Below are 15669 nucleotides of genomic sequence, written 5' to 3'. Positions count from 1 at the left end.
GCATTTTCCTCACATCAATTTCTTCTCCATTCACTTTAAGCCTTGCGAAATATTCGCCTGAAGATACGCTCTTTCCAGCATCGTTTTTTCCATTCCATACGCATTTATAATTTCCCGGTGCTGTGGTGCAATCCATTAATTTTTTTACCATTTGCCCTTTTATATTAAATATTTCAACTTTAACTTTACCTGATTCAAAAAGATTAAATGATATTGTAGTGGAAGGATTGAAGGGATTGGGATAGTTGGTCATTTGTGAACTGGTCATTGGTAACTGGTGATTTGTAACTCCCACTGAATCTGCTCCAAATTCATAGCAACCCATATCGATGATAGCTTCTCCATTATTATCTCCATCCCATATACGTCCGTGATGAAGTAAATCCCAAGGAGGTAGGAAGAGCCCAGTTGTATCCGGTGTGCCGGAATCGATGCAAGAAGAAAATTCGGTTAGTTGATAAGGATCATCGCCCGATTGAAGAAATAGTGGGTCTTCGTTAATATTTCCATCGTTCCAGTTAATAACATTTGCATTATTCATGTTATAAATTCCATCTTCACCGTTTCTGATATTGCTGTGATCAATATTTAGCTCATACACATATCCATATTGAGTATCATCTACCATCATCACTTCGTAATCCGTATTATTTCGCATAATTGTATTTGTGATATTTACATCACCATAATTATAAAGAGCTGAACTATAAAAACCACCACTGGCTGTATTGTTTACAATTGTACAATTATTAAATTCCGTTAACCCATCATAATTAAAATTCTGACAAACATAATTGCTTCCTATGCTGTTATTGGCTATTAAGCAGTTATTAAAGCGGATAGTTGGAGTTGTAGGCGGACCACTACCATTATGCCTTGTTGTGCGGATTATTCTTCCTTCAGGGTCAGCTGAATGGTTACCTGAAAAAATGCAGTTCTCAATAGTGAAATCATCATACGCCATTAACTGCAATGCAACTTCAGAACAGCCGTCCAGCATTGTACTTTCATTATTAGTTATTATACAGTTCTTCATATATCCAGCATTATTATTGAGTCTAAGACCGGCATTAAAACCTTGAACTACGTTATCTGTAATAATTAAATTTTCATACTCATTATATACAAATTCATTTTCAAAAATACTAGATGTATTATTATTATTATGTATTTTTATATTTTTTAGTATAACTTTATCTACATAATAAAAGCTTATTATTGAAAATGTATCTAAATAAAACTCATTTAATATAGTAAAATTAGATAATTCAATGGTTCCGTTCAAAAATCTACCAACTATAGGACCACCTAAAAAATCATCACATATGAATGTGAAATTCATATCTTCCCCAATCACTGATACAAATTCTTTGCAGCCAATTGGGAATATCTGTTGATTGAAGGCGTGGGAATATAATCCACCATCAACATAAACTGTTCTGGGGTTAAATTCATCAGCCTGGATTTTGCGAACAGCCCAGCTTATGTTTTTCAGTGGTTCATCCGATGATAAACCTGAGTTGTTGTCATTTCCATTTTGAGCGACATAAAGATTGTGTGGTACAAGCTCCATCCAGTTATTATGAATATCAAAACTATAAGAAGAATCCCCGTAATATTCTGTAAAGAAACGACTGGGATTAAAAACAGAAAAAGTATCAACAATAACATCTATTTGACCAGAATCTTCAATATATATATCTGCTCCTTTTCCGGCATTATTATTATAGATACTACATCTATTAACCGGATCGAAATTGATCGTACTTTCATCATTTATATAGATTGCGCCACCAAGATGGGCAGAATTATTTTTTATAGTTAATCCTGAAAGATTTAGGAATCCATGACGAGCATACAAAGCTGCTCCTCCATTAGCAAGATTATTTATTAATAAGCAGTTTATTACAAAAGCTGTACTATAATCATGAACTAGAACACCACCTCCATTGCTTCCCCAAAATTGAGTTCCGTAACCATTTTGAATGGTAAATCCCCTTACAATTGCGTCTGTTTCACCATTATGTATTCGAATGCAGCTTTCCTGTCTTTGACCATCAATAATGGTTGAATTAATGTATTGTGAATTTCCTGTTGTTAACTCCAGACTGCTTAGCATGATGTTCTTTCCGTTGAAATCAAGATTTTCGAAATATGTTCCAGGATATACAAGGACTGTATCTGAATGTGTGGAAGCGTTAATTCCTGCCTGGATTGTGGTGAAATTGCCTGTACCGTCGAGTTTGATGTGCCAGGTGGTGGAGTGGAGCCACGAAGAAACGCTAAATAGCACTAAGAAAAGTATAAGTTTTGATTTAATAATAACCCCCTGATCGTTATTAAGCTCCCCTTCGTAAGGGGAGTACGAGGGGTTTTGCAAGATTAATAATTAATTCTATTCTCATTAAACCCCCTTTTTCCCCCTTACAAAGGGAGACTGAAAAATAACCTTGCGAAGGTCGAGAATCGTTGAAAGTTCCACAACCTTCGCAAGGATTATTATATTTACTTCAACATCAACATTTTCTTGTTTCTTGTCTTACCACAAGCTGTGACTCGACAGTAATAAATTCCGCTGGCAACATGTTTGCCAACATCATTTTTTCCATTCCATATAACTTCATAATATCCTTCAGGTTGGGATCCTGAAACGAGTTGCTTCACAAGTTGTCCTTTGATATTGTAGATTTCTAAAAAGACTTTTCCTTCGTGTGGGATATTATACGAAATCGTTGTAGTTGGATTGAAGGGATTCGGATAGTTATCGAGATAAAACTCCTGAATACTATTTACGGTTTGAGAATCATCGCCTAAAGTAACAAACCAGGCTTCCGGATTTATTGTTGTGTTTATCTGTCGCTGAATGCAATTTGGTTCTAGTGTATTCTGGCAATTGTAATTTGACAATCTGACCGGTGAGTTTGAAGATCGAGAACCGTAATAAAGTTCCAATTCTACATTTCCTGGAGCAGTTGATCCGGTATAGGCATTTAATTGACAAAGTTGATCTGTTACGATTGAAGCTCCTACACATTCTCCATTCACAAAAGCACCAACTTCAGTAGGTAAGTTTGTTTCATCTAAAGTAATGTATATAGGAGTATAGTTTTCCGTTTCTTCGAAGCTATAATATTCTGTTTTTGGTATCATCATTCTCTGTTCTTCAGGAGTGCTGTTATCCCAACGGAAAGAAGTGATATTATCATTGCAATGAATGTTTACCATTTCTCCATATGAAATTGTTGGTAAATGACCACCTTGGCACTGATACCACCATGTATCCATATAATACGTTGCCGTCCAATATTGATGTTGAATGTAATGGATATTCTCTCCATCCCAGTAATCACTAAATGCATCAGAAACACTTTGAGTTTCTTCTATCCAGTAACCGACCCAATTATCTTCATCTTCTCCAGTTAAAGAAACAGGTGTATTATCTGCTATTTTGAAGCCAATAACTTCAAATTCGGCAGCCGCTAACATTTTAAATTTGAAGCCTTCAGTTCTAAGGAATTGTTTCCAATCATTACTCCAAGTTTGATCAAGTGGATTATAATCAATCAAATAGTCTTGAGATAGTACATAATCAAGTATATTGGGATTAAGAATATCTGCTAATACATTTTCAGCAATATCGGCATCATTAAGAACCACATCAAGAGCTGGAAATGAAAGCCATTTCCAGCCACTATCAACAGCAGGTGGAGGTAATTCAATTAGATCATATTTGTGATCGACAGCTGGTATCGCTCCAAGATCTGCAGGAGTATCGTCATCATCGAAACCGTAACCCACATCGATACATGGAGATTTAACAGTTGCATTCCAGATTGGTTTATAATATGTATCCAATTGGGGATCGATTTCATAGATTACATTATTACCTAAAGTGCAATTTGAATAGGATAATAAGGTATGGTTAGTATCTCTATTTTCATAAAAGAGAGAATAATCGAAAGAAGCTAAATTGGGTGCATTAACTACCAAACAAGAAAAACCTAATGTATTTGATGAAAATATTGAGTTTGTAATGAAACTTGATTTGAAATGTATTTTATTGCAGAATTACTAATGCTTTCCAAGAAGCTATTTCCATTAATAGAAAAAACTGCAGATGAATAGCTATTATCAATATAAAGCATAGCATCACATAAATAACTATCTTCATTAATAAAAAATGTATTTCTATGAATATCACCAGTAGTTATTTCATTTGAAGCAGTGATGTTAATCATTGAACCATCACCCCAATTTCCCAGATTATACTCGTATTCATTATTAGTAAAATAGTTCTCTTTAATAAATAATGAACCCATCCCATCCACATTTACCACAGGACCAATCGTTGTATTATTATCGAAAGTATTTTTTTTAATTAGTAAATATGCCTGGCTTGGTAATTGATTTTGTAAATCTGAATGAATAATGGTTGTACAATCATTACTATAAAAAATATTTTCGATCAATCTTAAGGAAGAATTATTGATAATCACATTACCTGAGCAGTTTGTAAATCTACAGTTTTGGACAAGATATAAACCATTATCATTGTTACAAATTGGATTTGAAGTGTTTAAAAAGGTAAGATTTTTTATATAGTCAGTTTCTTCATTGCTTGTGCCATAAACTTGAAACGATCCTTGAACGAAACAATAATTTTTATTGTAACCCTGTATCGATATGTGTGAAATATCAGTATTCCAAGTTACAGAACCATAATAAGTTCCAGGTGTAACAATAAGTTTTCCATCAATTTGATTGTTCATTAGATAATTTACACCTTCAACAATTGATTCAAAGTCTTCTAGACCATTTGGATTAACTATATATGTATTTGCATATAATGCTGAGATCATAATTATCAATAAACAAATAATTTTCTTCTTCATTTCTACCTCCAAAATAAGTTTTGTGGGTTAACGTCTCAATTCTTATAGCTTCCGGTAAACAATTGAAAAATATCGAGAACAATAACTACTCAAACTTATTCTTACAGATAAAGAACAACATTTCCGTCCTCCTTCAATACCAGTTTGAAGGAAGAGAAAGTTTCCACATAATTCGAATGTAAAAGAATCTACATATTATTTGACATCAAGATGCAATAATCCAAAGTTGTAATCGTGGAAGGGGGATGTGGAGAAATACATAATGGGTGCTTGCCTTAAATATTTCATTGCTCTCTCTTCCTCATTTCTTTCATTAAGAATTCAAAATAAATTAACATTACAAAAAAGACTTTTAAAATTTTGCTGTCAAATAGTTTTTGATATTTTTTTTGGGGGGGGGATTTGTCTATTTCTCAGTTACTTACGGCAGATTTGACTTGCACCGAAGGGTGAGTCGAGAATGCTGACGAGATATCTATTTTCCGAAACCTTCTCTCGAAAAATCTTCTTGTCGGTTTCGGCAAAGTGACAAAACCCCTCTGACGACTTTGTCGTCGTGTCCCCTTACAAAGTAGAACCTATTGCTTGTCTTCTTCTGCCAGACAGTATTTGAGAACGAGAAGAAAAGTAGATCGACCTGCCAGGTCGATAATTGAAACGCTAAAAAAATGCGTCTTCCTGACGTCTCTTGTAGCTTTACTGTGGACTGTTTGCGAAGATACAAGAACAACGTGCAAGATTGGTCAAAATGACAGGGAAAATACTTGAGTTTATTATTAAAACAAAGAGCCCGGATAATCCAGGCTCAAACTTCGTAATTACTTAAGTATTAGAATCTGAAAACCATTCCCGAATGTAAGCCGATCCCTTTGGCATAACCAAAAAATCCGTGATAAAAAGTAGCTCCCATTTTCCATTCAAAATTATCGAATTTTAAACCAGAGATGAATTGATAATAAGATGAACCATTATTCCCATAAAAAGCTTGTAATGGAAGTACTCCCAACTCGTAAGATCCACCCAGCAGAAAGCCATCCTGATTTGAAAGTTCACTGCTGCTGTATTTGATAACAGCATCAATTTTTTCTAGGAAAGTGTATTCCAAAGCCATACTGAATGACGGGCTAATCGAGCGAGTTCTGCTTCCCAGTCTGAGCGAATCGTTGTCAATATTTTCATATTCATAAATCTCATGATCTTCCTGGAAATAGAGCAGTGAATCCGTTCCCACTTGAGAAACTTCTCCGCCAGCCAGATCATCATAGGAAAGTTTCAGGAAAATATCATCTAAACTCAAATGGAAGGTAGCACCCATAAATTCTGTTATCAAGCCAAAACCCAAACTGGCCGAAGTCATACCTTTTGTATCTCCATCGGAATAAGCATATTTGGCATAAATATCGTAATAGGTGCTGTCGGGAACGGAGCCAAATTGCTGGCTGCTTTCCACTATCCCACCGTAAGCAAGAGAGTGATTAATATTGAAGCGAGCACCCAAGTTTATCGGCATATCACGAATTTCGGCAATAATTCCTTCACTTTCTTTCGAGAAAAGTCCCGGTATCATTCCCGGATTTAAATCCCTGGGGTAAGCATAAGTAATGGCTGTTTTCCACATTGCAAAACCTTCGCTGCCCTTCCCCACATTGGTTTCATAATTCTCATCTACCTGATTTCCATAAAACACAATTTCCGAATATTTTTTATCCAGAACTTCCGCATCGAAAAATCCGATCGCTTTGATCGACAGATTCCAATTCTGGTAACCTGCTTCCAGCAAAGTCGTATTGAACGAGCCGAACAATCTGATGTTCTCACTTGTTAGAAGTTCTTTATCGCTATTTGTAAGAACGTTCCCTTCTTCAAACATTGAAATGTCGTTGAATTTTAGAAGTGAATTATTGAAATTAAAATTATATGTAAGTCCTGGAAATACAATTTGGGTGTAATCTCTTCTGGCAATATTCGCAGGATTTTCCGGATTGAATTCAAATAAGGCAAGCATCGGAATACTGATTGCAACTACGAGTGATATAAATATTATTTTTTTCATGATGACCTCCTTAATCCGTTAACTCACTGTTTATTTCGAACTCCACTTCTACTTTGGCATTCAAATGGATCGAACCGGAAAGCGACATTCCTTCATCGGATAACAATTGGATTTTGGGAACAATGAACACGGAATCTGCTACGAAATATTCCAAGTCAGTTTGCAGCACTTCAATCTGAATTTGCCCCGGAGTTGTAGTAGTTTGTGATAGCAGAGGAACGTCAATTATCTTAAACAGAGTTGTATCAGGATTTGTGAGTTCGATGAATTCTTCGGTTCGTTGTTCTGAAATCAAAATTTTTGCCGCTGTATCCATTCCCAGAGAGTTATTATATGTCATCGTTAATATTGCATGTTGGAAAGCATCGATGTGTTTTTGTTCAAAATCTTTCACATCTACCGATTGAACATCAGGGTTGCCGTTTTCATCTGTTGGGATGAGCCAGCAATCTGCCACAAGATCGAGTTGAGATTCAATTTCTATGTCCGCCAGAATCGAGTCGCCTTGTGTATATTCAAAAATCTCATCAGTATCTCCCACCGTGGGATAGATCACATAACTTATGCTATCCGGCAGGATGGAGATGAGTTCGTTTATATTGTAATCATCGGTATTTATTATTATCTCTGAATTTCCCTGCGGAATTTCGATAATGGGCAAATCATTTGTACCGAATTCTCTTAAATAAACTACATCACCATCAGAATTGTAGGAAGCTATATCAATTTCCATTTCGGCAGGTACCGGAGAAAAAAGATTAAAGATTATTTCACTATAACCGACAAGTTCAAATGTTCCATTTATGAAGGGATAATCAATTTCAATCTCGGATGAACCGGTTATCTCGTCCTGTTCTCTGGGTTGTAATATTCCGCTTAAATAAGCGAACTCCAAATCGCTGACTGTAATATTAACTTCGAAAAAATCATTAGCGTTTACTGTCCGATATTCATCTCCGGTATCTGTAGTGAACGCTTCCACAACCACGTGTAAACTATCAAGTGGAACTGTGCCGTCTCCCATGGAAGCACCATTCAAATCGATAATTTCCGATAGGTTCGCTACTCCGCCATTGCTTGGTGGTAACACCAATTGTAGATGGAAGGGATCTGTTTCTCCTGCCAGCCAGACATTATCTATAGAAAGATCTACCGTAATTTCAAGATCAACTGCATTTGCCATGTCGATTGTGAGATCATAACCATTATCAGCCACAATTGCTTCATAAATTGTAATGTCCTCATCCAGAGTTACATAAGTTTCATCCGAGATATCCTGAGATGGTATCTGCGCAATTACTTCGCTTGCTATAAGATTATTGACTGCAATATCAATTTCCACAAAGTCATCGATATTTACAGTAGCTGCCGCACCATCAGTTCCCCTGCTTCCACCGTTCAATTCCACCTTGATCTCATTTTCCATGATAACGCCAGCCAGATTTTCCGTTTCAGTAATTGTTGCTGCTGCGTTGGGTGGAATATCTTCTGTAAAGACATGCTGAATTATGATGTTGTCGTTAAGATCCAGAATATCAATTACAAGTGGTTCACCATTATTCACGTTGCCCATCCAGATAACAGTATTGTTAGTCAGCGACATCTCTAAAGTTCCCGAAATGAAAGCTGCTTGTTCAAACTCACCAAATGGTTCAATGTCGTCTTTAATGATCGAAGGTAAAGTAAATGGGTCAATTCCCGGTGCAGGAATAAAACCATTTATCAAAGAGGGAGCAATTTCGGAAAGAGGAACTTCAGTATCTACAGGATCGGGATTATTTATTTCAATTTCTCCGATTTCTGTAGAATCTTCTTCGTAAACTTCGTCGGTACTGAATTCAATTTCACCCGATTCATTCATCGTTTCATAAAATCCCAGAGTATCTCCAAAAGCTACCAGCATAGAATCTTCTTCTGCCAGATCGGCAATTTCATATGTGTCATTCAATATATACATTTGTAAGGTCGTAGTCCAGGTTGGTAATCCCAGGTTTTCCGGCAAAGAGCAACTTACCACTGCCAGTACAACCAAAAATAAAAACACATTTTTTATCATATACACCTCCAGAGTCGAATAAGTTTACCCTGAACCAGGTTGTCAATTCATTTAATGATGCCTTCATTTGTAAAAATAAGTTAAATATGTATTTGACAGAGAAATAGCCAAAATGGTTTTGTAATAAAAAGGAAGGAAGAAATTTTGGAGGTAAATATGAGAAGATTAATTTTAGTTTTTTGCTTAATTCTAATGTTCACGCTGCTATCAGCAGAATGGACAATCGTTCAAACTTACACGATACCGGGAAAAGCATCTGGTTTAGCCTGGGATGGTACAAACTTGTATTCTGGAATTTATGGAGCCAATGGTGGTGAAGTTTATCAAATCGATCCAGCAACTGGCTCATCAACGTTACTATTCACTGGCCCACAAAATGATTCTTTTGGTATGACGCATGATGGAACGAATATCTGGATCACAGATCACGTTACCAGCTCTTCTGTTCCAGCCACGGCAGTAGAACTCAGCAATTCAGGAACGATTTTATCGCAATTCGATCTTCCTGATCACTACATGTCCGGAATTGCTTATGATAGCGGAAATTTCTGGGTAGCCACTTATTATCCCGATGATCCCAGTGTAGTATATCAGGTTGATAATACAGGAACAATATTGCAACAATTCAATTTTGATATTCCCGGAAATGATGAAGAACAACCCTGGGATATCTGTATGCAAGATGGTGATCTCTGGATTGCAGATTATTATGCTGACGCACTTTACAGAGTTGATACTTCGGGAACAATTATCGAAGAACATACTTGTGAAAACTTGAAACCAGCAGGTATTGTGTACGATGGAACTTACCTTTGGTATGTAGATGGTCCTTTAAATAATAATTCAACTCTTTACAAAGTTGATCTGGGTGGAGCTGGAACTCCAGCAATTTCATTAGGCTGGGATGATTATGATTTTGGCAATGTAACAATTGGTCAACCTGCTTCTGTAGAACTTCCGGTTACAAATAACGGAACTGCCGATCTGGTGATCAATAACCTTGATTTTACACTTGATGATTTTTACTCTGATGAAACACTACCAATTACGATTACTCCTGGTTCTACAACTGATGTTACAGTAATTTTCGATCCTGTAAATTGGGGCCAACTCAACTGTAGTCTTTTTGTGAATTCAAATGATCCTGTCAATCCTTCTGAAGAAGTAACCTTGGCCGGTTATGGAGTGAACAGTGATCCTTCGCTTGTAGTAACGCCTACAAGTTTGAATTATGGTTCTGTGCGCATCGGAGCGCTCACGGGAAAATACCTTGAAATCAGCAATCAGGGATCGGGAAATTTAGAAATAACTCAATTTGAATTTGATGATAATCAATTCATTTTGGATAACACAGTAACACTGCCGCTTACAATTGCACCGGCAAATTCAGAAAATGTAAGGATCTGGTTCAGTCCGCAGGTTTCAGGCGGAATAGCAGGAACGCTTACAATTCACAGCAATGATCCTGCCAATCCAAATCTGGCTGTTACTTTGAATGGAACCGGAGACGATTCTCAATATGATATTGGAACAATCCTTTGGCAATATGATATCGATACAAGTTATGACAATACACCAAAAGCCTTAGCACCGATCGAAGATATAAACGGCGATGGAGTTGGCGATGTAATCATCTGCTCTGAAGATAATTTTGTGCGTTGCTTCAACGGCAATGCCTCTGGAACTGGTGACATTTTATGGGAACATGAGATCTATGCGGGAGATGTTTATCATCAAAACTCGCTTGCTGTTAAAACCGATTTGAACGGTGATGGATTCGATGATGTTGTTTGCGGAACCGTTGGAGGTGACAGAGCTATTCGAGCAATCTCTGGATTAACTGGTGAACTCTTGTGGATTTACAACACGAACAACTTTGGCGACGGCGGCTGGGTATATCAGGTTGATGTATCTTACGATTATAATAATGACGGCATTTTAGATGCTCTGGCTGCAGCAGGAAATGATGGTCTGGGCACCGGACCCCAACGCGTATTCTGTATTGATGGAACAAATGGAAGTATAATCTGGGATTTCTTTCTGAATGGCCCCAAATTCAGTTGTATCGGAATTGAAGATATCACGAACGATGGTATTCCCGATGCAATTGGCGGTGGTTCAAATGGAAGCGAAACTGAGGGAAAAGTTTGGGGAATTGATGGATCAAACGGTACCCAACTTTGGGAATTCACTGCGGGTGGAAGTTCTGTATGGGCTTTAGAAATCATCGATGATATTACTGGCAACGGTATCAAAGACGTGGTTGCTGGAGATTTTGGTGGAAATTATTACGCACTCGATAGCTTTACAGGATCGATGCAGTGGAATGGTTCTATCGGTTCCGGTTTGGTTTTAAGATTCGAAAAACTGGATGATGTAAATGGTGATGGACATCCTGATATCGCTATTGCGCGCAGCACGCAAAACAATGCTTTGGTAATCGATGGTTACACAGGCAGTAATGTTTGGTTCCAACCTGTAGCAGACCAACCCTGGGTTGTTGATAGAATCGATGATATTACAGGCGATGGAATTAATGATGTAGTGTACGGAACGCTTTATAACAGCAATTTCGGTTACTTCATGAATGGTGCCACAGGCGAAGTGCTTTCTCAAACACCGATTAATTCGGCTGTAGATGGAATTACAGGTATTCCAGATGTTGCTGGAGATGGTTCCTGGGAAATGGTTTGCGGTGGACGCGATGGTGAAGTAGTTTGTATTTCTGGTGGACAAACGGCTGCCATGGGTTATCTGGAAGGAACTATTACTTTGAATGGTGGAAATGGAAATGTAGAAAACTCTACAGTAGAAATCGGTACAATGATAGCAACGGTTGATCCCTCAGGTTATTATTTTGCTGTTTTAGTTCCCGGAGCTTATGAAGTTACATTTGGACTTACAGGATACGAAACATTAACAGTTGCGGATGTTATCATAACTGAGAATCAGACAACTACTTTGGATGTAACACTTGATTACACTTTTGCACCTCAGAATCTTACCTACACACTGGACGAAAACGATGTAATTTTAACCTGGGATGCACCTTCTACTACCAGAGATGTAACTTCCTACAAAGTCTATCGTGATGATAATGAAATAGCTGAAGTTACCGAACTTACTTACACTGATGAAGATCTTAACCCGGCAACCTATGAATATTACGTTACAGCGATTTATGAAGATGGTCAGGAATCTGAACCTTCCAATACAATAATGGTGGAGGTTACAAGCAGCGGAAGTAACACAATTCCTCTTGTTACAAAACTTTACGGGAATTATCCAAATCCGTTCAATCCCACTACAAATATTCGCTTTGACCTGGCAAAAGATACATCTGTTCAACTACAGGTTTACAATATGAAAGGTCAGATCGTGAAAACTTTAGTTGAAAATGAGATGAATGCCGGCAGACATAATATAGAATGGAATGGTAAAGATGATTCAGGAAAATCAGCAGCTTCAGGAATGTATTTCTACAAAATTAAAACTGCTGATTATCGTGCAAATGGAAAGTGTATTCTATTGAAATAATTTAACTTAAATACCAGCCAAACCTTCCAGGTTTTCATACTTGGAAGGTTTTTTATTTTACAGTAATAAAACCATTTTCATCAATCATCAAGTCCGTTTCGGGAATATCGTCATTTGTTAGTTGGATAATCTTTTTTAGAACTTCATTTTGATGATCTATGCGAACTCCTTGTCTGGAAATTTGTTTGGTGGAATGAATAGAGCCAAATTGAAATTCTCCGTTTCTATCTAAAACCAATTCCAAAATAGGTGCAATTCCGTTCACACCACGAATATTAACTCGACTGTAAGTGCAAAAATTTCCCAGACTATAAGCAATAAATCTTCCCTTATAGATATCGATGGCTCGAGTTACGTGAGGTCCATGACCTAAAACCAGATCAGCTCCGGCATCGATCATTTTTCGGGCAAAATGATATGGATCCCCCCTATTTTCTCCCAGAAATTTCTCGTCTTTTCTTGTGATATGCTGATGATCTTTTCCTTCAGCACCAATGTGCATCGAAACTATCACAATGTCATTCTGCAATGCCAAACCACGAACCTTTGAAGTCAACCAATCAAGATCGTGAAGATAGACAACACCAGCATTGGGAGAAGTTGCTACGAATCCTATTCTGATGTCGTTGGTTATAAATGAAGTGGATGGATAATCCAGATAACCAGCAAATTTGATTTTATAATTTTCTAACATTTTTTTGGTATTTATGCAACCTTCATCACCCATATCACCAGCATGATTATTCGCTACACTTAACAGATTGAAACCTGCATCTGCCAACCAACTTGCAGCTACATCGGGCATTGCAAAAACATATTTTTTATTCCTTGGTTTACCCGTTTCTCCACAGATCGCTCCTTCCAGATTTCCAAATACAATATCACCACGCTTCAAGATGGTTTTAACTTGATCTGAAAAAAGAGCATCCCCAACAGTTGGGTAATATGATTCATTGGGAATTCTTGTTCCCAGCATTATATCACCAGTCGTCATAATCCTGATTTGAGATGATTCTAATTTTGTATCATCTACATCGATGTTTTGAGAAATGATTTCCTCAAGTTCTTCTGAACCAAAATCTACTTCTTCATCTGCCGTTAGAGAATAATTATTCTCATAATGTACTTCTCTGTTTTTATTTGCTTTTTCAGGATTTGTATTGTATCTTGGATTTGGTTGGAGTGAACAACTCTGCAAGAAAAAAATCACCTTAAATAAGATGATAGATAACAGCATTTTATTTATTTTTTTTTCCATACAAAGGGTAAAATGTAAAACATTCCGAAATGTCAATTCAAATGTTCAGATTATTTTCAAATAATTTTTTATAAAATCAATAACTTTAGTATTGACACAAAAAACCGTGAAATTAAAAAGTCACCCAATATTGAATTTGATCCTGAATAGCTCAGCGGTAGAGCGGGTGGCTGTTAACCACTAGGTCGGGGGTTCAAATCCCTCTTCAGGAGCCATAATGAAAGCCCTTTTCGAAGGGCTTTTTCTTTATTTATAGGCATTTAGCGCACATCTACGGTAATTATTCAAATTCCATCAATTAAGATCAATTTATATTAAAAAACATTAAATATGATAAAAATTGTTGCATATTTGTCACATGTTAATTACTTTGTTTATGGAGGTTTTATGAAAGTCGCAGTACCTAAAATGTTGGATAATCTCAAAAATGCTAATCTTAATTACAATGTCAATTTAAGATACAGAAGGACTTCAACTAATGCACCTTACTTGTTGTATCTAGATCTATTTTACAACGGTAAAAGGCAGTCGAAGGCATTAGGTCTGACAGTTGTAGGAGAAAAGAATACTAAAATCAGAGATGAAAATAATATTAAAAAAGCACTGAAGATTAGACAGCAATATCAAATTCAATTTGATAATGATCCAGATAACTTCAGTTTTACTAAAAAAGATTTATCAAATTTTATAGATTTCTTCGAGCAGCTGATCAAAAGAAAAAAAGATAAAAACTATAGACTATCACTTACGAAGTTCAAAGAGTTTTATACTGATGATTTCCTAGATTTAAAAAAAATAAATTATGCGCTTTGTGAAGATTTCAAGTTTTATCTTCTAAATCTCGATATAAGTAAACATACAGCCAAGCATTATTTTACTTGTTTTAAAGGATGCCTTAACGAAGCAGTTAAAAGAGAATTGATTGATAAGAATCCTGCTAAGGGTCTTAACATTAAATTCGAGAAAAAATCCATAGAAAGGCTTATAGATTTGGAACTAAAAACATTATGGAATACCCCCTGTAATTATAATGATCTGAAGAATGGTTTTCTTTTCAGCTGCTACACGGGTTTAAGATTCTCAGATATCCTGGATTTAAAATTTAATGATATTATTAATAATAAGATTAAAGTCATGCAGAATAAGACTCTGAATGAAGTAGAAATACCGCTTCATGATATTGCTAAGAAGATTCTATCTATGCAGCAAGATAAACATTCTGACGGTTCCATCTTTAAAATTCCTACAGGTGGTAAAACCTCCAGAAGATTGCTGACTTGGATGAGAGAAGCAGGAATTAAGAAACATATCACATTTCATTGTGCACGTCATACATTCGGCTGCCTGCTTGTAGAAAAGGGTGTAAATCTTTTCGTTGTTAAAAAACTGATGGGGCACAGAAAAATTGAAACAACCCTAAAGTATGTAGACAAAGCAAATGTAGATGCAAAAGCTGCTATAGATTCGCTACCTAATCTATAAATTTAGTTAATGCCAATCTCATCGATAAGTAAATAGATGAAGAGCTTAGGAATTTACCGATGATATAAAATGAATCATCTTAATGCTTAACTAATATTTACAATTACCTGAAAAGAATATTATCTGAATTATCAATTTTTTAAATTCTTCGTTTATGAATTTTTTCTAGATTTCCTATTGATTTTTCTACATATTTTCTATCTAATCCTAATATATCTCTTATATAATTAGTTGCTCTTAATGATGCTTCAATTAGTCAAGTCCAAATTTGTGTGTAAATTCCTCATATTGGATTTCACGCAATTTTCTTGATTAGTTATTTGTTATTTTCTTTCTTTGATTCATAATACTCGTCCATTATAAAATACTTTTTACCAGTAATCCATTTTTC

Annotated in this window: 8 protein-coding genes and 1 tRNA gene; 3 read left to right on the top strand and 6 right to left on the bottom strand. The window is 36.2% G+C overall.

The features are described 5' to 3' along the window. The 5 genes from K9N40_10645 to K9N40_10625 form a co-directional block, all read right to left on the bottom strand. On the bottom strand, window positions 1-2293 hold a 2293-nt coding region (locus K9N40_10645), incomplete at its 3' end, for a hypothetical protein (protein MCF7814925.1). A gap of 212 nt (window positions 2294-2505) precedes the next feature. After that, window positions 2506-3990 (bottom strand): T9SS type A sorting domain-containing protein, encoded by a 1485-nt coding sequence (locus K9N40_10640; protein ID MCF7814924.1) that lies wholly within the window; start codon window positions 3988-3990, stop codon window positions 2506-2508. 11 nt (window positions 3991-4001) lie between these two features. After that, window positions 4002-4892 carry a hypothetical protein gene (locus K9N40_10635; protein MCF7814923.1) on the bottom strand — a complete coding sequence of 297 codons (891 nt, stop codon included), beginning with the start codon at window positions 4890-4892 and terminating at the stop codon, window positions 4002-4004. 829 nt (window positions 4893-5721) lie between these two features. Further along, window positions 5722-6945 carry a hypothetical protein gene (locus tag K9N40_10630; GenBank protein ID MCF7814922.1) on the bottom strand — a complete coding sequence of 408 codons (1224 nt, stop codon included), beginning with the start codon at window positions 6943-6945 and terminating at the stop codon, window positions 5722-5724. A gap of 10 nt (window positions 6946-6955) precedes the next feature. Continuing rightward, window positions 6956-9001, bottom strand: coding sequence for a hypothetical protein (locus K9N40_10625; protein MCF7814921.1), 2046 nt, complete (start codon window positions 8999-9001; stop codon window positions 6956-6958). A 156-nt stretch (window positions 9002-9157) separates the two neighbouring features. Between K9N40_10625 and K9N40_10620 the strand changes: the two genes are divergently transcribed. Beyond that, the gene (locus tag K9N40_10620; protein ID MCF7814920.1) at window positions 9158-12538 is read left to right on the top strand and encodes a choice-of-anchor D domain-containing protein; all 3381 of its coding nucleotides are present in this window, start codon (window positions 9158-9160) and stop codon (window positions 12536-12538) included. Window positions 12539-12590: 52 nt separating this feature from the next. Here the strand turns inward: K9N40_10620 and K9N40_10615 are convergent, their stop codons facing one another. Then, window positions 12591-13796, bottom strand: coding sequence for a CapA family protein (locus tag K9N40_10615; protein MCF7814919.1), 1206 nt, complete (start codon window positions 13794-13796; stop codon window positions 12591-12593). Window positions 13797-13936: 140 nt separating this feature from the next. Here K9N40_10615 and K9N40_10610 point away from each other — a divergent pair. Together K9N40_10610 and K9N40_10605 are read left to right on the top strand one after the other, a co-directional pair. Further along, a tRNA-Asn gene (locus K9N40_10610) sits at window positions 13937-14011 on the top strand. A 172-nt stretch (window positions 14012-14183) separates the two neighbouring features. Beyond that, window positions 14184-15278, top strand: a complete 1095-nt coding sequence (locus tag K9N40_10605) for a site-specific integrase (GenBank protein ID MCF7814918.1) — start codon at window positions 14184-14186, stop codon at window positions 15276-15278. Window positions 15279-15669 lie beyond the last annotated feature (391 nt).

It is taken from the genome of Candidatus Cloacimonadota bacterium (assembly GCA_021734245.1).
Taxonomy (GTDB): domain Bacteria; phylum Cloacimonadota; class Cloacimonadia; order Cloacimonadales; family TCS61; genus B137-G9.
The sequence above is the reverse complement of the archived record's forward strand: the minus strand, read 5'-3'. Positions and strand labels throughout refer to the sequence as shown.